This window comes from Methyloglobulus sp. (assembly GCF_964779595.1).
In genome coordinates this window covers 1-17,848 of sequence record NZ_CBAROL010000001.1, presented here as the reverse complement: position 1 = coordinate 17,848, position 17,848 = coordinate 1, and the positions used below count along the sequence as shown (strand labels likewise).

The window sequence follows — 17,848 nt, the reverse complement described above, 5'->3', positions numbered from 1 at the left end:
TAGTAAGCTGGATTTCGTTCCTCAATCCGACCTCAAATTTTAAACAAACTAACCAGCCTAGCCAACTGCTTTAAGACAGCCGCCGATGGTTTACTGCCGTATCGTTGGTCTATGAATGCTGCGGTGATTTCGTCTATGTTAGCTGCCTGTTTCGGCAAAATTAGTTTAGTACGCTCGGCAAAATCCCTAGCACCTTCGCTTGTGTTTTTGCTTAGTTCCGCTTTGGCTAGTTTCTTTAAAAATCGGTTGTAGACTATCAGGGTTCGGTCTTTGGGCTTGGGTCTTTGATAGAGCAAAAATAGGCTGAGTATCGCGGTGATAATGCCGACGAACCCCATCATCCAATAGACCATCGTCTTGAAATCAACGATACCGAATGACGACAGGAAACTGGCTTGATTGGCGTTGTTGTAATTGATGACCCAACGTTGCCAGTTGTAATCGACATTGCTCCATAGTTGTCTGGCTTGTTTTAGCAAGTTAAACGCAGCCTGTCCCGTATCGGATGAGGCATAACTGATTAGACCACCGGACACTAGGCTGTTGATGTCGATATTCTTCTCGATCCGTTCCGGTGCGATGGCGGCGGTCGGGTCAACCCTGACCCAGCCTTGCTTGTCCAACCAGACTTCCGTCCAGGCATGGGCATCGGCTTGTTTGATTTCCAGGAAATTCCCGACCTCATTGAATTCACCGCCCTGATAACCTGTCACGACACGAGCGGGAATATCGGCCACCCGCATCAAGTACACAAAAGCCGAAGCATAATGGCTGCAAAAGCCGTAGCGGGTCTCAAACAAAAAGGTTTCGATGGGGTTTTCTTCCATCAACGGCGGGGTTAAGGTGTAATAGAAGTCTTCTTGCCTGAAATGGTTGAGTAGCTGGTTGATAAACACATCCGGCGCACTGTCGAAACCGTGCAACTGTGTTACCAGTTGTTTGATGTTATCTGAAGGCGAACCAGGCAACTGCCGTGCATCCTTATATTCAGTTTTTGTGAGGTAGCCCGTGTTGTATGTGGGATAAGAAGTCAGCTTGTATTCGGTGCGTTTATTGTGGTCTTCCGATGTAATGAGTTGATAGTTAGCATTTTTCCGTAATTGGCTAGGGTAGTCGGCTGGCATATCCAGCGCAAACACCCAGTTTTTTTCCTGTGGCTCTAGCAACAAGGTGTACTGGTAAGGTATTCCCGAAAATGTTGGCTTATCTAAATGCTGTTGATAAGTTAAATCTTTGGCTTGAGTCCACTTTTTGCCATCGGTTTGTGTCAACACTGGACCGCGCCAATAGCGTTGCTTTGCTGGCGGAATTGCTCCGGCAAACTTTACCCTGAACACCAGCTCATCCGACATACCGAGATCGGTGATGGAACCGGGTTCCATTGAGTCACTCAAGCCCATCCTGGCTTGATGTTCATCGTTAAACAATAACCACCTCGGCGCTTCCACCCGTGGGAACAGGATGAATACGGCAATCGCCATGGGAATCGCCTGGGCGACGATAACGGCGGCTTTTTTAAGTGCCACGGATGTTTGGGCAACATAGCTGTTGATATAAACCAACGTTGCCAGCAACACGCAGCAAACAAACAGGATGTACGCCGCCATCAGGATGCTTTGCTCATACAAGAACTGCGAGGCGGCAACGATAAACGCCAGATAATTTATCAGGTAAAGGTCGCGCTCGGTCTTGATCTCCATCAATTTCAAGCCCAGCGCAATCACGAACAAACTGGTGCCGCCATCACGCCCCAGAAAGCCCCGGTGCTGGATGTACAGAATCGCCATGCCGCAGACAATCAGGAGAATAATAATTGGGAAAGTCGGCAAGCGTTCAGGTTTCCAGATACCAATAAACCGCCAAGCAAGCAGTAGGCAAAAAAAGCCGAATACGCCCCAATGCAAATGCGCCACATGCGGGAGTACGATCAAGCCGATAGACGACAGCAAAAAAATTAGGATTTCTTTGTTATGGGCGGGGTTGGTGATCATAGCCATTAATTGCGGTGGGTTCTAAACATCATTCAGCATAATCAATATAGCGCGTAGAGCTGTTCTTGGTGCATTAGATGAAATACCATCAGGCAGACACTCTTATGAAAAAGCTCCTGTAGGCAGATTTGATGTGCCGCGAATGCTGTTTTCCGTATTTAAACAAGATAACTTGATAATTCGACTTAATGACGTTCCCTAATAATAGGGAAGACCGATAACATCTCAAAGGTGTTGGGTTGAGAAAAGTTGCGACTCAAGCTACGCGATTTGCGATACCGAGGATCTCAATACCGCGTTATTTCTCAATTTGTACTGATTTGTCGTATGTTTTTTAACAAAAAACTTCTCCAGTCACTCTGAGGGAACGACTGGAGAAGCCTCCTGCTTCGCATGTTTGGCTTTGCGGCGGTATTCGGTTTTATCAGGAAATACCTGTGCCTTATTGAACTGGTGTGCGAATTTTGCCACCGGATTTTGATTTGGCACTTCCTCTATTTTGTTCATATTTTTACGTTTTTTCATCGTTTACCCCTTATAATTAAGCAATTGTAAAGTTAAAGTTTTCGGCAACTAACATTAGATTATATAACGCGTGTGAAATTCAAAAAAGATTTTGATGTGATTGTGGTCGGTGGCGGTCATGCGGGTACCGAGGCGGCACTGGCATCGGCGCGTTGCGGCGCGCGGACGCTGCTGCTTACCCAAAATATAGAAACGTTGGGGCAAATGAGCTGTAATCCTGCCGTTGGCGGTATCGGCAAAGGGCATTTGGTTAAGGAAATTGATGCCTTGGGCGGCATTATGGCTCATGCAGTTGATCTTGCTGGTATCCAGTTTCGTACCCTAAATGCCAGCAAAGGTCCAGCAGTACGGGCGACCCGCGCCCAGGCTGACCGTAGTTTATACAGGCAAGCCATTAGAAGCGTGTTGGAAAACCAGCCCGACTTATCCTTATTCCAGCAAACTGTCGCGGACTTGATTGTTGAAGGTGATAAGGTCGTCGGCGTTAAAACCCAAATGGGGTTGGACTTTATGGCTAGGGCTGTCGTATTGACCACAGGCACTTTCTTGGGCGGCAAGATCCATATCGGTTTGGAAAATTATAGCGGCGGTCGTGCGGGCGATCCGGCTTCGATTGCCTTAGCTGATCGGTTGCGTGAACTGCCGTTTCGTATTGATCGCCTGAAAACGGGTACACCGCCGCGCATTGATGGTCGGACGATCAATTTCGATAAATTGGCGGTTCAGCACGGGGACGATCCGGTGCCCGTATTTTCATTCCTGGGCAAGCGCGAGCAACACCCCAGGCAAATCCCTTGCCATATCACCCGCACTAATCCTAAAACCCATGACATTATCCGTGCGGGCTTAGACCGTTCGCCCTTATATTCGGGCGTTATTGAAGGCATCGGCCCACGTTATTGTCCCTCGATTGAAGACAAGGTCGTGCGCTTTGCCGACCGCGATACGCACCAGATATTTGTTGAACCGGAAGGGTTGGACACGCATGAAATCTATCCTAATGGCATTTCAACCAGCTTGCCGTTCGATGTACAGTACGAATTCGTCCGTTCGATGGAAGGATTTGAAAATGCTGAAATCGTGCGTCCTGGCTATGCCATCGAATATGATTTTTTCGATCCCCGCGATTTGAAGATGTCGCTGGAAACCAAGCACATGCAAGGCTTGTTCTTTGCAGGACAAATCAACGGCACGACGGGCTATGAAGAGGCCGCCGCGCAAGGCTTGATTGCAGGGCTTAATGCGGCACGCCTGGTACAAGACCAGGAAAGTTGGTGTCCAAAACGTAACGAAGCCTACATGGGCGTGATGATCGACGACCTGATTACCCGTGGCACACAAGAGCCGTACCGCATGTTCACTAGCCGCGCGGAATATCGCTTATTGCTGCGAGAAGACAATGCCGATTTACGTTTGACTGAAAAAGGCCGTGAATTAGGCTTAGTTGACGATGTCCGTTGGCAAGCGTTTGATATTAAGAGGGAAGCGATAAGCAATCTCCAGGACGAGCTGAAAAAGAAGTGGATAAGGGCAGAGAGCGCAGAAGCGGAACTGGCTGAACAATTCTGGGGCAAGCCTTTGTTGAAAGAAGCCAACCTGATGGAATTGCTGCGTCGGCCCGAAGTTGATGTCCAGCGTTTATTGCATTTCTATGAAGGTGGCGAGGAAACTCCTGAACAAGTCGGTGAACAAGTTGAAATACAGGCGAAATATGCCGGTTACATCGTGCGGCAGCAAACCGACATCGACAAAACTTTGCGTTACGACCATTTACACCTTCCTGACAGCCTGGACTATAACGGCGTACCTGGGCTGTCTAACGAAGTCAGCCAAAAACTCAAAGCGCAACGTCCAGAGACTTTGGGGCAGGCTTCTCGTATTCCAGGCATGACTCCCGCCGCTATTTCCTTGTTGTTGATCTACCTGAAAAAGAAAAGTGCTTGATGGAAGACTGCCGTAAAATCCTGGTTGACGGCATTGCAGCACTTAACCTGTCGGTTGACGAGCAAAAAATTGATCGATTGCTGGCCTTTATAAAGCTTATCGAAAAATGGAATAAGGCTTATAACCTGACAGCAATAAAAAAGCAGAACGACATGGTCAGGCTGCATTTACTGGACAGCCTGACCGTTATCCCTTATCTTGAAGGCGAGCGTGTTATTGATATTGGGACAGGCGCAGGTTTGCCGGGTATCCCGTTAGCTATTTGTCTGCCGCACCTAACGTTTACCTTGCTAGACAGTAACGCCAAAAAGACCCGTTTTGTGCAGCAAGCTGTACTGGAACTGAAATTGGCAAATGTGCAAGTTTTCCATAGCCGCGTTGAGGATTATCAGCCTGAGCAAGCTTTCAGCACGGTATTGACGCGAGCCTTTGCAGAGTTGTCTTATATAGTTAAATCGACCCAGCATTTACTGACCAAAAATGGCAAAATGATAGCAATGAAAGGGTGTTGTACTGGAGCCGAACTGGCTCAGGTCAAGGCCAGAAAAACAGTAATTACTGTTAAAATACCAAGCGTTGAAGCAGAAAGAAATCTGGTGTGCATACAACTCAATCATGAGTCTATCGATGAGGTATTAGGGTAATCAAGTGGGAAAAGTAATTGCCCTGACTAACCAAAAAGGCGGTGTCGGTAAGACCACAACTACGGTCAACTTGGCTGCTGCACTGGCTGCGGCAAAAAAGCGGGTGTTATTGGTCGATCTTGATCCCCAGGGCAATGCCGCCATTGGTTGCGGCGTGGATAAAGAAACCGTCAGCTACTCCAGCTTCGATATTTTGATGAAAGAAGTGTTGGCAACCGAGGCCATCATCAAATTACCTGAACTCGGCTTTTCGATAATTCCAGGAAATTCTGACCTGACTGCCGCCGAAATCCGCTTATTGAAAGAGGAGCGCCGCGAACGGCGGCTGGACGATGGGCTGGTTTTGATTAAGCCTTATTACGATTATATTTTAATCGATTGCCCGCCGTCCCTGAACATGCTGACCTTGAATGCCTTGGTCGCTGCCGATAGCGTGTTGATCCCCATGCAGTGCGAGTATTACGCCCTGGAAGGCTTGACGGCGCTGATGGGTACCATCAAGAACATACAGGAAACCGTCAACCCTGGGCTGCATTTGGAAGGCATACTCCGCACCATGTTCGATGACCGTAGCCGATTGACCAAAGACGTTTCTGAGCAGTTGGTTCAATATTTTGGCGATAAGGTCTACAGAACCTGCATTCCCCGCAACATTCGGTTGGCAGAAGCTCCTAGCCACGGCTTGCCCGTGCTGTTTTATGACAAGGCATCACGCGGTTCCTTGGCTTATATTGCCTTGGCTGGGGAAATGCTAAGAAAGGAAGGTAACAAAAAAGGGTCGTGACAGTAATCGCTTAAGCACTTAAACTGAAACCCTATTTGAGCAAAAGGTGATAAGTTTCATGAAACGAGGACTAGGACGAGGATTAGATGCCCTATTGGGCGATGTTTCTGCTGCAAAAGAAACAACCAACCCATCACACACGTTACCAATTGAATATCTACAACGGGGCAAGTTTCAGCCCAGAAAAGATATGAACCCAGAAAAATTGCAGGAGTTGGCGGATTCTATAAAAGCACAGGGCGTTATTCAGCCCATCGTCGTGCGTAAAATCGGGCAGGACAAGTACGAAATTGTCGCTGGCGAACGGCGCTGGCGGGCCTCCCAACTGGCAGGACTACAGCAAATCCCAGTCGTCGTCAAAGACATCGACGACCGTGCCACCATGGCGATTGCACTGATCGAAAACATCCAACGGCAAGACCTCAATCCCCTGGAAGAAGCCGAAGCCTTAAGAAGGCTGCTCGATGAATTTACCATGACCCATCAACAAATAGCTGATGCTGTTGGCAAGTCACGGGTTACTGTGACCAATTTGTTGCGCTTGATGGACTTACACCCTGAAGTAAAAAAGTTGCTGATTAATGGACAACTGGAAATGGGTCATGCGCGAGCGCTGCTGTCTTTAGACGCAGCAAAGCAAATTGCCACCGCCCAAAAAATCGCCAGGGAAGGGTTAACCGTAAGGGCAGCCGAAAAACTCGTCAAAGATGCTCAGGCCGAACCCAAACCGCAAAAAACCAAAACTGTCGATCATGACACCTTACGTCTACAAAACGAACTGACTGCAAAACTGGGCGCTAAAGTCCTCATAGAGCATAAAGATAATGGCGCAGGGAAGTTGGTTATTGCTTATGCCAGTTTGGAAGAGTTGGATGGGATTCTTGAGCAGATAAGGTAAAACTGGGATTATACCTGTAGGCGAATTACACCGCCCAGAGGGTACACAAACAGATAGCTTTCGTGTGTGTTGTACAGATTTCGACCCAAAGGTTGTCTGCTTCAATGCCTTAAAAAAACAAAAAATCTTATTGAATTTCTCGCCCTAGCTCTATCCCCATGAGAGAGGGCATCAATTCATTTATCTTGTAAATCAAAAAAAAATTTTAACCAAATGAACCTTCTCTGGTTTTTCTGCCATTAACGTACGTATTGAAGAGAAAGCAATACTTAATTGATCGAAAGGTATAAATAACCAATTGATCATTTTTAACTTGGAGAAAAATATGAACTTTAAAAAAATAATCGGCTTGGTCGTAACCACCTTGGCACTCAATATTATTATTCTGGGTGATGTGAACGCTGCCTCTGTAACAGCGAAATGTACGGTTAAGGCCAATCGTTCTAAAATATCTGTTGATGCAGATGGTCTTGGTAACGGATCATATAGAGCAAGCGCACGCTCAGGAACTAGCGCAGCTGTGTATTCTAAAAACCTGAAAACTCCAGTTGGCGATGAAGTAGAATTTGATTTTGACAGCAATACTGCTGATATTAAAGCTGGTGCAACAGCAATACCAGTTAATTTCATAAAAGGTAATCGTGTTGTAGGCAATATTTACAAACGGAATAGTACGGGTACTTTAAGCCTAGTAGGGTCAGTCGGAGCAACTTGTAAGTAATGATTAGCCCATTACTGCCGTTCAGTTTGAGTTGGATAAACTAACGATTTCAACGGCTTGCTTAGTTCAGCTAAAGGATTGGCAAATGAACTTAGAAGCCAAGTAGGGGGTACGCATCACGTACTGTTTTCAAATGAAGGTTGGGTTAGACGCGCAAACTGTAGGGCGATGATATTTGCAGGAAGCCTTGGCGCGTCGTAACCCAGCATAGTTGAGTATTACCCCCACATAAGTTTAATTTTTTTAAATCAAAATCATCCTGATTCAAGACACCTTCCTCAACTCCCCCAAACCATTCGGCTTTTTGACCAATTGCAATTGCGCCTTAAAGCGTTTTTGCACGGCTTCTACATGGGAAATTACGCCCACGGTTTTGCCATGTGCACGGAGACCTTCCAGGGTATTAATCACGGTGTACAGGGTTTCTGCATCCAGGTTGCCGAAGCCTTCATCTAAAAATAAAGAATCCACCGACCTGCCGTTATTTGCCAGTTCCGAAAGTCCTAATGCCAGTGCGAGGCTGACAATAAAACTCTCGCCGCCCGATAGGGATTTGGGTAAGCGCCGGACATTGCCTTGATAAGTATCTTCAATTTCCAGCGCCAATCCTCTATCGCTGGGCTTTTGCCTAATATAATAACGTCCGCTGATTTTTTCCAGCGTTGAATTGGTTTGCGATAATAGCCGCTCAACCATCCGTTCTTGTACGCGACGGCGAAATGCCATGCCATTTTCTGCCGATATTTCCTCAACTTCAGCATTTGCCTGTTGTACTAATGCTTGCTGGCTTGCCACTTGCGCTAAGATGGAAGCGTATTTGTCGTGGTATTGTTTTTGTTCACGGATTATGGTTTCCAAGCGTTTGGCTTCAAGCTCTGCCAGCTCCATTTTCTCATTGGTAGCCTTTAATTTAAGCTCGATTTCTTCTGGTACTAACTTCAATTTAGCTTGCTCTTCATGGCTTTCTAATTGCACATAAAGTTTATCGAGATTTGCTCCCCATTGGTTAACATCTTCATCTAACTGCGTTTTTTGCTGGGTGAATTCAGGCTGACTGGTCATTAATTCCAAAATTTGACTGATTTCAGCCAAATTGCCAAATTGTGTTCCCTGCATTTTATTGGCGATGGCCTTATCCAACGCTTCGGCTTCGTCTTTTGATTGGCTAATGTACTGCGCTTTATCGGCAATCAATTTCTGCTTTTCAACCAGTGCCAAGTGTAAACCAACAACTTCTTCTGAACGTAACTGGTTGTTAGTGTAGTCCAGTCGTTCTTTGTAGGAGTCGATTTGAGCTTGGCTGGCTAATTGTTGTGATACCAGCTTTTCCAGCTCTTCCGTCAGGCTTTTGGTGCGGAAGGCATAGCTTTCGTAATCCTGACGACGCTGATTAAGGCGGTTAAGTAGCTCGTCTTCTTTGCCTTTTGCAGGCACGGTTTCACCTAATTGCGTTAACAGATCGGTAAGATTTGCTATCAACGTCTGCTCTTCTTGTTGAACTTGGTTTCTAGTCGTCTCAGTTTCCGCTACTCTTTGCGGCTCGGTTTGCCATTCCGATTCAATGGTTTGTACGATTGTCTGGGTGAGATTGATTGCGGAGGTATTTTTCTCGATGGCGGCTTTAAGTTTGGCTATCTTTTTTTCGCTGCCTTTATACTTGGTCAATAAAATGGTTATATTCTTCGATTCAGTGGATTCGATTGTTAACAACCGCTTCATCATTGCCGTATTTTTGATGTCCAAATCAGCACTGGCGGTATTCAGCCGATTACATAAGGTATGCCATTGAGCATTAATCAGTTGCCGTTGTTTATTATGGGCATGACTTCTTTCACCGCGTTTTCGTGCCAATTTGATATGCTGCTCAAGATCGTTAATTTGCACAGTTAACCGCTTTATCTTTATGCGCTGATCTAACAATGCTTGTTGGGCATTTGCCGGAGCCGGTGAGCGTTTGGCATAAGGATGTTCGGTTGAGCCGCACAAAGGACACGGTTTACCATCAACGAGATGGACGCGATCTTGTGACATACGCGCCAATAATGCATCATTAAAAATCGATTTTTCCAGGGATAATCGTATGTTTTCATCCTGCTTTAGCTGCTGCGTCAAGCTTTCAAATTCGGCTTCTAATTCGTCAACATCACGCTTCGGCGCAACCTGCTTACCAAATAGACCGAAGAAAAACGATGCTTTGGGTGTCAAATTTTCGTTGGCGACAGCCAAGTCAACTAATTCTTGAAAGTCTTTTACCCGTTCTTTCTGCTCTGTTTGTAAATCTTCAAGTTGCTCCAAGGTATTGCCTTGGGCGAGTTCTTCCAGCTCTTTTTTCTCAGTTGCCAGCTCTTTGTTTAACTGTTCCAGCTTGTTGTTTTTCTTGTCTATAGTTGATTTATTTTTATGCAATGCTGCACTGGTGGATTTTGACCACTTGTCTAACGCTTGCTTCTTTTCATCAAATTCGTCCAGCGCAATACGCAGCTTTTTTAATCGGTCGAGTTCAGGAAAATTTTCCAGTAAGGGCTTATCAATTGCATGTTCTTCCAACCATGCCGATACCTCACTCAATGTCGTTTTCTTTTCGGCAATCTGATCGGCCAACGATTTCAATAAGATAACTTCGGATTGCCAGTTGGCATTAAACAAACCGACTTGATTCCTAATGTTATCAATGGCTTGTTTTTGTTCGGTGAACGATATTCCCGTACTATTTGTTAGGCTTTCCTGCGATAAGATATGCGTATCAAACTCTGGCAAAGCCAGCGTGCTTTCTATTTGCTTGAGTTCATTACGTAAAGCCGTCAGTGCAGTTTGTTCCTGCTCGATATGCTGCTTTTTTTGCGTGATGGTTTCGATGTCATCTTTAAAATCCCGCGCATTGTCAGCGGCAGTTAACTGATCCAGCTTTTTTTGTACCGACAAACGTTGGGTAATGGCTTCCTGCAACCTTTTTTCTTGGGATCCAATTTGGCTTCTAAGGGTTTCAGTTTCTGCTAATACCGCTTGTTGGGCGGCCAAGCGATTAATTTCTTGCTGAAACTCTGCTGTTTGCTCGCTAAAATCAGCTAAATCCAACTCGCAGGCTTCCAGCGATTGCGGCTCGATCAGGGGAACAGCCGCCAAATCTTGTTGTAAATAGGTTAGGTTTTTTTGTGCATCAGCCAGCTTATCGGTCACTTCCTTTTTATGATCGGCATAAATATCCGTACTGATGATTTTTTCCAGAATATCCATGCGCTCATTGTCCAGCGCATTAAGAAACGCGGCAAAATCGCCTTGGGCAAGCATGATAGAACGGGTAAAACTGCGAAAATTCATACCCGTAATCTCAGCCATTCGGGTACAAACCTGTTGCGGGGTAGTGGCGACGGTCTCTTCGCCATTATTTAGCTGTATCAAGTGCATTTCTGAAGGTAGCAACTCACCCCGTAGATTGCCGTCTTCGCGCTTTACGTGCCAGCTAGAGCGATATTTATCCGCTCCCAAGGCAAACTCAATTTGTGAAAAACTCTCGTCAGTTTGCTGGGTGATGATGTGTTGGGCAGGCTTATCAAACCGGAATGTTTCACCATACAACGCCAGCGTAATCGCATCCAGAATGCTTGATTTACCTGAGCCGTTTGGCCCTGTAATCGCAAAAACCCCCGTATCGGTAAACGGCGCTTGCTCGAAATCGATCCGATTTTCGCCTTCCAGGGAGTTGATGTTTTTAAAATATAAATTGAGTATCTTCATAAGTCTATAATTTATATAGCATATTGCAGCGATATTTAGAAAAAATTACACTCATCGTGGCACATACTATTCGACATTAAGCTATATGATACACGGCGGGGCTGGTTGAGAAAACATGCACAAAAAAGCCCACTAATGGCGACCTCTCTTGGCTGCTCTAGGGTTAGCTTCGGTTTATTGATTCGGAGAAAGATTTTGGCGGCCTTATGAGTTTAAATCCGCGTTAGCCGCTAGCTTGAAAAGGGTAGATTTATACTATTGATTGCGATGACGGACGTTGAATCCAAGGTTAAAATGTTTGCACCCTAGGAAAAAGAAAGTCCCAAAGCCTGAAGAGGTAGGCTTTGGGACTCCAAAGAAGAATCAGCCTATAAACAAGGGGAAAGGAGGCTGATTAAACGCCTATTGCAGACGTTCTAGAGTATGACTAAAGGTGTCAGAAAAAAGTTCCAAGCTGTTTTGTAAAAAATTTGGTAAATGTTTAGCAGTTTGATCAATAGAACTCGGATGACGCGGATTTGACGGATATTCGCTGATAAAAAACACAATCCGGTAATGGGCGAAACCTGTAACTTGATTCATAGTGGGATTTGCAAACCTAGGTTTGCACTCCAAAATACACGCGATCACAGGTAAGAAGCAGACAAGATTATTACAAAGGTTATCGTAAGCGTGGGGTGTTCATCCTCTCTCCTGATGGAGAGAGAGAGCCAGGGTGAGGAGAAATTAAAAAAGAAAAGTGCTTTATTTATTCCCCTCACCCAACTCTCTCTTCGGAGAGGGCTTTGGTGCTTGGCACTGAACAGCCACAAAAATTAATGCGCCTCATCCCAGTTATTGCCCACGCCAATGTCAACGATTAACGGCACAGTGAGTTCAGCGGCATTACTCATCAGTGATCTTATCGTACTGGAATAATCAGCCAGCTTATCCTCGGCGATCTCAAACACCAGTTCGTCATGTACTTGCATAATCATAAGTGCATCGGCTCTATCTGCACAAAGCCATTGGTCGGTGGCGATCATGGCGCGTTTGATGATGTCAGCGGCGGTGCCTTGCATCGGTGCGTTAATCGCCGTGCGTTCGGCATATTGGCGCATGGCAGCATTCTTGGATTTTATTTCCGGCAGGTACAAGCGCCTGCCGAACAAGGTTTCCACAAAGCCTTGTTCACGCGCCTGCTCGCGGATGGTATCCATGTACAGTTTCACGCCAGGATAACGGGCAAAATACAGGTCGATATACGATTGCGCCTCGTTGCGTGATAAGCCCAGTTGTTTTGCCAGACCAAATGACGACATGCCATAAATAAGGCCAAAGTTGATGGCTTTGGCGGAACGGCGCAGGTCGTTGGTCACTAGCTCTGGCGCAACGCCAAATACTTCCGCCGCTGTCGCACGATGGACATCCAAGCCTTCGTTGAAAGCATTGAGTAAGCCTTGATCCGCCGACAAGTGCGCCATGATACGTAATTCAATTTGCGAATAATCCGCCGCAACGATTTTATAACCAGGAGGCGCAATAAAGGCTTGCCGAATTTTACGGCCTTCTTCGCTTTTGACTGGGATGTTTTGTAGGTTAGGGTCGGTGGAGGATAATCTTCCCGTCGCCGCCACCGCTTGATGGTAGGAGGTATGCACCCGTCCGGTCTTGTCATTAATTTGCTGCGGCAGTTTATCGGTATAAGTCGATTTGAGTTTGCTTAGGCCCCGATATTCCAGGATCAAGCGCGGTAGTTCGTAATCGGCCGCCAAATCTTGCAGCACCGATTCGTCGGTGGAAGGCTGGCCGGTCGGGGTTTTCTTTAAGACAGGCAGCTTTTGCTGATCGTAAAGGATTTCTTGGATTTGTTTGGGCGAGCCAATATTGAACGCCCGTCCTACCAGGTTATGGGCATGTTGTTCGATGCTAATCACCTTGCTGGCAAGTTCCAGGCTTTGCTGCGCCAACATGGCACTGTCGATCAGTACGCCATTGTTCTCGATGCGTTCCAGCACGGGAATCAGGGGGATTTCCATCTCCGTGTATAAGGCATACAAGCTGGGTATTTGCTGCAGTTTTGGCAGCAAACATTGGTGGATTTGCAAGGTGATGTCCGCATCTTCCGCCGCGTAAGGCGTGGCTTGTTCCAGTTGCACTTCTTGAAAAGGGATTTGCTTTGCGCCTTTTCCGGCCACGTCTTCGTAATGGATGGTTGTTACATCGAGATATTTTTTGGCGATGTCGTCCATATTGTGTTTGGTCGCGGTGCTGTTCAAGACGTAGGATTCCAGCATAGTGTCGTGGGCGATGCCGCGCAGGGTAATGCCGTGATTGGCAAGGACGTGGGCATCGTATTTGAGATGTTGCCCCAGTTTGGGTTTGGCGGGATTTTCCAGTATGGGTTTAAGCTGTTCCAACACATCAGTACGGTTTAACTGCTCCGGTGCGCCAGGATAAGTATGCGCCAACGGCAAATAAGCCGCTTTCCCGACTTCCACCACGAACGACACGCCCACGATTTGCGCCTTGCTGTAATCAAGGCTGGTGGTTTCGGTGTCAAAAGCGAAGATTTCAGCAGCTTCGAGTTGTTTAAGCCATAGCTCAAATTGTTGTTCGGTCAATATTGTTTCATAACTGGATTCGACTTTTTCGGGTTTTTCGTTTGTTGCTTCGGGTTGTGGTGCGGATTCAGCGTTATTCGCCAATTGTTTCAGCCAAGTTGAAAAACCTAATTCAGTCAATAGCTTGGTCAATTCGGGAATATTAGCCGGTTGTTGATGGCAATCTTCCACGGAATAAGGCAGATCAAGATCGCACACGATGGTCGTCAGTTGCTTGGATAAGGGCAGATGAGCCAAGCTGGCACGCAGGTTGTCGCCAATTTTGCCGCCAATTTCATTGGCGTGTGCCATCAGGTTATCCAATGTTTCGTACTGCGCCAACCATTTTGCGGCGGTTTTCGGGCCGCAATTGGGTACGCCGGGAATGTTGTCAACGCTATCGCCCACCAAGGCCAGATAATCAATGATCTGCTCCGGCCTGACCCCAAACTTGTCGATAACGCCTTGAATATCCATGCGCGTGTTCGACATGGTGTTTTCGAGGATAATATGCTCGTTCACCATCTGCGCCATGTCCTTGTCGCCTGTGGAGATGATGATTTCATAACCCTGCCGCTCGGCTTGTTTAGCCAATACGCCCATGACATCATCGGCCTCGATGCCGGATTCGATAATCAAGGGCAAACCCATAGCGCGGATGATTTGGTGCAACGGCTCAATCTGCACCCGCAAGTCATCCGGCATCGGCGGCCTGTTCGCTTTGTATTGGTCGTACAACTCGTTGCGGAAAGTGCCACCGGGCGCATCAAAAACCACGGTGATGTAATCGCTGTGATAATCAGCAATGAGCTTACGCAGCATGTTAGTCACACCGTGGATGGCGTTGGTCGGTATCCCTTTCGGACTGGTGAGCGGCGGTATCGCGTGATAAGCGCGGAACAAAAACGAAGAGCCGTCAACCAGGATGAGGCGTTTTGGGGTGTTTGGGGTCATAAATGAAGAATCCAAGATTAGGATGTTGGCTAGGATGATTTTACCTTGAACTATTTATTTTGATGCAGTTATCTGGAAAGTCTCTGCACAGTCCTTCAAAAAGCTCAGGACGAACGGAATTGGGTTGATTTCCTAAGTCTCACGTTTAACATCCACAATATTCGGCAGTTGGCTTATCAGCTTACGAAGCATGTTCGTCACGCCTTGGATGGCGTTGGTCGGCACACCTTTCGGGCTGGTCAGCGGCGGAATGGCGTGGTAAGCGCGGAACAGGAACGAGGAACCGTCAACCAGCATCAGGCGTTTGGGGGTGTGTTGAGTCATTAATTGTGTCCAAGGCAAAGCTATTATGGGTTTTACTGATTTTACCTTGAAGGACTTGTTTTTGAAGAATTAAAACTTTGTTTATAAGTTAGCCATTCTCAACAACTGAAACCTGCGGCGCATAAGATTTAAAATTCTCATCCGCAGACATAATTGCCATATTTTCGCTTAAAGCGGTTGCCAGCAAGAGCCGATCAAACGGATCACGATGATTGGATAGAAATGGAATTTGGGAATATGCTTCGATATGTTTGTTTTGCAGGGTTAATAAATTAAAGTCGTCGTGCTGGATAAGTCTGACAAGATCGCTTATAGATAAACCCAATTCGGGCAGTTTGCCAATTTTTTGCTTGATGGCAATTTCAAACAAGCTAATCTGGCTAACAAAAATACTGTGGTTTTCCAAAATGCTCTTTGTCCCCATTGATAACATTTCAGGCCTTATCAATGTCCAAATGAAAATCTGGGTATCTATGAGGTACATGGCTACATATACTCCTTCAAATCATCCAAAGGCTCATTGAAATCATCAGGGATGTTGTAGCCTTTCCCAGCCAAACTGCCGATTTTTACGCCTTTGTGTAAGTTTTCAACGGGCTGTGATTCTTGCTCGTTGATAAACATCACCACAACCTGAGATTTTTTTGTGGTCGGCGGCTCTTCTTGCAAAACGATTTGCCCGTTTTCGTAGATGCCTTTAATTGCAGTGTACATATTGCACTCCGAATGGTTGATAAATGCTTTAGGACTCTGTGTGTCGATGATGATTCATTCAAAACTAAGCTGATGTTTTAGCTATACATTGATCCAATATTTGTAATACAAGCGTTTCTGGCAATGCCGCCAATAGCTTTATTCCGCCAATAAGGTTCAATTCTTTCATAAATGAACGAAACCGTTCGCGCTCAAATAATTCTTTGTTTGATTTATAAGATTCATCTAATTTTTTAATTATTGCCGAAAATACATGAATATTTTGTGAGGTCGTTGGACGTTCAACTATGTTTGCCCTCACATCAGATTGATATAAGAAACATGTTAGCGCATCTTCAAAAGATAACCCTTTCGTCCGATTACACAAAGAAGCAAGCCACCATAATCGAGATGCGGCATTATCACGCTCGATTCCGCGCGCACCGATGCAGAAAAAATGTGTTTTGATGTGCTTAATGGCTTGAATGTTATCTTCGGGTATCGGCCACCTTGCTCGCGTATACTCCAGTAAGTGGGTATGCGTCAAATAAACCCAAAGACGTTCATCCCTCGCCAAATAATGGGAAATATTATCGAGAGCCTGATAAATAAGGACACAATTCTCGACCTCTTTTAGGTTAGTTTTGTCACAACTAATGGCGGCTAGTTTTTGCTCATCTATTTCCAGACGTGATTCAAGATGATAAGACGATTCATTCATCAAAAAGCCAAAATTTCCAGTTCGATAAAGTTCTAGGTTTTCAGGTATCTTGGTTAAAAGCTCTTGGACTTTTTTAGCTTTAAGGAAATTAACTTTCATTGTTCTGCACTCTTAAAAACATAGGCATCAAGTAACTTAATGGGCTGTTGCATCAACCGTTCGGCAATCATGTAGGCATCATGGCTATCTATGTCCACTCCCTTATTATGCGCCTGACCGAAAATAACTTTTGCCCATTTCCTATCTTCATAAATTGACTGGGTTTCAGCGTCTTTTAGCTTTTGGATAGCCTGCATGACTGCCCCAAAATAGATTGAATTTAACAGAATAACCCTATTTTCCTTTCTATTCCTGGCGTTATCTATGCTTTCCTTCAATCTATGGCTGACGATAATTTGTACATGATCACCATCAAAGTCAACAGACCAAATACCATCATCTTGTTCGTCCCTTTTAACCAGTTCAAAAACTGATGTGATTGGCTTAAATAAATCACGGTCAATATAAAAAACTTGCGTTTCGTCTTGGGCAAGAATATCGCCGACCGAAAATGAAAATGGGTCTGTACCAAATTCTGAATTTATATCAGGAGAAGTAAAATATCGGATATCCTTAGTGACAACCACATAAGGGTCTACCCTAACTTCACCACGTAATTCACCAATATCAAACTCACCTTCTAACTGCCTATTGTTATCGCTAGAGCAGAGTTTTGCCTGAAAATAAGTGTCCCGGCATGAAATGACAGCGATAAATTCAGCATTTCCCGATGTAATTTGCTGTTCAATTTCTTCGGATGAAATTGCGTAGCTTAGTTCGTTCGGCGTTAAATATTTTTGAGATGTTGCCAAGGATATGTTAAACAAGCATAACCTATTTCAAATTTTTTAACCAACCTGTCGTTTTGATTTAAAAAATCAACTATGTCCTCGAATAAGCATGAAAATTATGAAATCTTGAATCTGATTGGCTATGGTTTAGCCAAATTCGATAAGGAATTTATTAGACAATTTAACTGCGAGAGCAAAAACCAGTTTTATAAAAAAATGGTTGATCTTAATGTCGCTGAAACGATAGGTGCTGTTAAAAATCGCCAAGACTTATTTGATCCATTTTTCGACAACCCAAGGCAAGGGTGGTGGCAAAAAGGAAACACTTATATCCACAGAAAAATATACATAGACAGAGACCTTTGCACGACCTCAAGCCCCAAAATGGGTAAAATAAGCCTTTATTCAAGTTCGAGCAATAGCCTATGTCCTGGAAGAACCTAGCCCAAACCAGTTTAAGCGATGCCCTTGTCAAACACCACGAAGCCTTGGAGGAATTGGA

At 45.4% G+C, this 17,848-nt stretch carries 14 protein-coding genes and 1 pseudogene; 6 read left to right on the top strand and 9 right to left on the bottom strand.

The annotated features are described in order from the left end of the window. Positions 1–32 precede the first annotated feature (32 nt). Both AC1YY3_RS00075 and AC1YY3_RS00070 read right to left on the bottom strand, forming a co-directional pair. Entirely contained in the window at positions 33–1,991 is a 1,959-nt protein-coding gene (locus AC1YY3_RS00075; RefSeq protein ID WP_482194227.1) for a transglutaminase TgpA family protein, read from the bottom strand. A 354-nt stretch (positions 1,992–2,345) separates the two neighbouring features. Beyond that, positions 2,346–2,516 (bottom strand): DUF7230 family protein, encoded by a 171-nt coding sequence (locus tag AC1YY3_RS00070; RefSeq protein WP_481824650.1) that lies wholly within the window; start codon positions 2,514–2,516, stop codon positions 2,346–2,348. A 72-nt stretch (positions 2,517–2,588) separates the two neighbouring features. On the opposite strand from AC1YY3_RS00070, the gene mnmG reads away from it, so the two are divergent. The 5 genes from mnmG (at position 2,589) to AC1YY3_RS00045 (ending at position 7,507) form a co-directional block, all read left to right on the top strand. Further along, on the top strand, positions 2,589–4,460 hold the full coding sequence (gene mnmG / locus AC1YY3_RS00065; protein WP_481824649.1) for a tRNA uridine-5-carboxymethylaminomethyl(34) synthesis enzyme MnmG: 1,872 nt from the start codon (positions 2,589–2,591) through the stop codon (positions 4,458–4,460). Next, entirely contained in the window at positions 4,460–5,104 is a 645-nt protein-coding gene (rsmG, locus tag AC1YY3_RS00060; protein WP_481824648.1) for a 16S rRNA (guanine(527)-N(7))-methyltransferase RsmG, read from the top strand. Before mnmG ends, rsmG begins: the two co-directional genes overlap by 1 nt. 4 nt (positions 5,105–5,108) lie before the next feature. Continuing rightward, the gene (locus AC1YY3_RS00055) at positions 5,109–5,888 is read left to right on the top strand and encodes a ParA family protein (RefSeq protein ID WP_481824647.1); all 780 of its coding nucleotides are present in this window, start codon (positions 5,109–5,111) and stop codon (positions 5,886–5,888) included. A 49-nt stretch (positions 5,889–5,937) separates the two neighbouring features. Further along, on the top strand, positions 5,938–6,786 hold the full coding sequence (locus AC1YY3_RS00050) for a ParB/RepB/Spo0J family partition protein (RefSeq protein ID WP_481824667.1): 849 nt from the start codon (positions 5,938–5,940) through the stop codon (positions 6,784–6,786). Between the two features lie 325 nt (positions 6,787–7,111). After that, positions 7,112–7,507 carry a hypothetical protein gene (locus tag AC1YY3_RS00045; RefSeq protein ID WP_481824646.1) on the top strand — a complete coding sequence of 132 codons (396 nt, stop codon included), beginning with the start codon at positions 7,112–7,114 and terminating at the stop codon, positions 7,505–7,507. A gap of 264 nt (positions 7,508–7,771) precedes the next feature. Here the strand turns inward: AC1YY3_RS00045 and AC1YY3_RS00040 are convergent, their stop codons facing one another. The 7 genes and pseudogenes from AC1YY3_RS00040 to AC1YY3_RS00010 all read right to left on the bottom strand — a co-directional run bounded on the left by AC1YY3_RS00040 (position 7,772) and on the right by AC1YY3_RS00010 (position 17,367). Continuing rightward, positions 7,772–11,242, bottom strand: a complete 3,471-nt coding sequence (locus AC1YY3_RS00040) for an AAA family ATPase (RefSeq protein WP_481824645.1) — start codon at positions 11,240–11,242, stop codon at positions 7,772–7,774. Positions 11,243–12,057: 815 nt separating this feature from the next. Then, complete coding sequence (gene polA / locus AC1YY3_RS00035; protein ID WP_482194226.1) at positions 12,058–14,778, bottom strand: DNA polymerase I; 2,721 nt, start codon at positions 14,776–14,778, stop codon at positions 12,058–12,060. 171 nt (positions 14,779–14,949) lie between these two features. Further along, positions 14,950–15,102: pseudogene (locus tag AC1YY3_RS00030) on the bottom strand (hypothetical protein); the annotation flags it as partial. Positions 15,103–15,190: 88 nt separating this feature from the next. Continuing rightward, on the bottom strand, positions 15,191–15,586 hold the full coding sequence (locus AC1YY3_RS00025; RefSeq protein WP_481824642.1) for a type II toxin-antitoxin system VapC family toxin: 396 nt from the start codon (positions 15,584–15,586) through the stop codon (positions 15,191–15,193). A 2-nt stretch (positions 15,587–15,588) separates the two neighbouring features. Continuing rightward, entirely contained in the window at positions 15,589–15,816 is a 228-nt protein-coding gene (locus AC1YY3_RS00020; protein ID WP_481824641.1) for a hypothetical protein, read from the bottom strand. Positions 15,817–15,880: 64 nt separating this feature from the next. Further along, positions 15,881–16,615 (bottom strand): DUF6339 family protein, encoded by a 735-nt coding sequence (locus AC1YY3_RS00015; RefSeq protein ID WP_481824640.1) that lies wholly within the window; start codon positions 16,613–16,615, stop codon positions 15,881–15,883. Beyond that, the gene (locus AC1YY3_RS00010) at positions 16,612–17,367 is read right to left on the bottom strand and encodes a hypothetical protein (protein WP_481824639.1); all 756 of its coding nucleotides are present in this window, start codon (positions 17,365–17,367) and stop codon (positions 16,612–16,614) included. Before AC1YY3_RS00010 ends, AC1YY3_RS00015 begins: the two co-directional genes overlap by 4 nt. Positions 17,368–17,439: 72 nt before the next feature. Here AC1YY3_RS00010 and AC1YY3_RS00005 point away from each other — a divergent pair, with 72 nt between their 5' ends. Then, positions 17,440–17,790 carry a hypothetical protein gene (locus tag AC1YY3_RS00005; protein ID WP_481824638.1) on the top strand — a complete coding sequence of 117 codons (351 nt, stop codon included), beginning with the start codon at positions 17,440–17,442 and terminating at the stop codon, positions 17,788–17,790. The last annotated feature ends 58 nt before the right edge of the window (positions 17,791–17,848 follow it).

What these genes read in the sequence shown, in the direction of transcription:
- AC1YY3_RS00075 (WP_482194227.1), bottom strand. Translation starts at nt 1,991, where the DNA reads ATGATCACCAACCCCGCCCATAACAAAGAAATCCTAATTTTTTTGCTG.
- AC1YY3_RS00015 (WP_481824640.1), bottom strand. Translation starts at nt 16,615, where the DNA reads ATGAAAGTTAATTTCCTTAAAGCTAAAAAAGTCCAAGAGCTTTTAACC.
- AC1YY3_RS00020 (WP_481824641.1), bottom strand. Translation starts at nt 15,816, where the DNA reads ATGTACACTGCAATTAAAGGCATCTACGAAAACGGGCAAATCGTTTTG.
- rsmG (WP_481824648.1), top strand. Translation starts at nt 4,460, where the DNA reads ATGGAAGACTGCCGTAAAATCCTGGTTGACGGCATTGCAGCACTTAAC.
- AC1YY3_RS00070 (WP_481824650.1), bottom strand. Translation starts at nt 2,516, where the DNA reads ATGAAAAAACGTAAAAATATGAACAAAATAGAGGAAGTGCCAAATCAA.
- polA (WP_482194226.1), bottom strand. Translation starts at nt 14,778, where the DNA reads ATGACCCCAAACACCCCAAAACGCCTCATCCTGGTTGACGGCTCTTCG.
- AC1YY3_RS00025 (WP_481824642.1), bottom strand. Translation starts at nt 15,586, where the DNA reads ATGTACCTCATAGATACCCAGATTTTCATTTGGACATTGATAAGGCCT.
- AC1YY3_RS00040 (WP_481824645.1), bottom strand. Translation starts at nt 11,242, where the DNA reads ATGAAGATACTCAATTTATATTTTAAAAACATCAACTCCCTGGAAGGC.
- AC1YY3_RS00005 (WP_481824638.1), top strand. Translation starts at nt 17,440, where the DNA reads ATGTCCTCGAATAAGCATGAAAATTATGAAATCTTGAATCTGATTGGC.
- AC1YY3_RS00045 (WP_481824646.1), top strand. Translation starts at nt 7,112, where the DNA reads ATGAACTTTAAAAAAATAATCGGCTTGGTCGTAACCACCTTGGCACTC.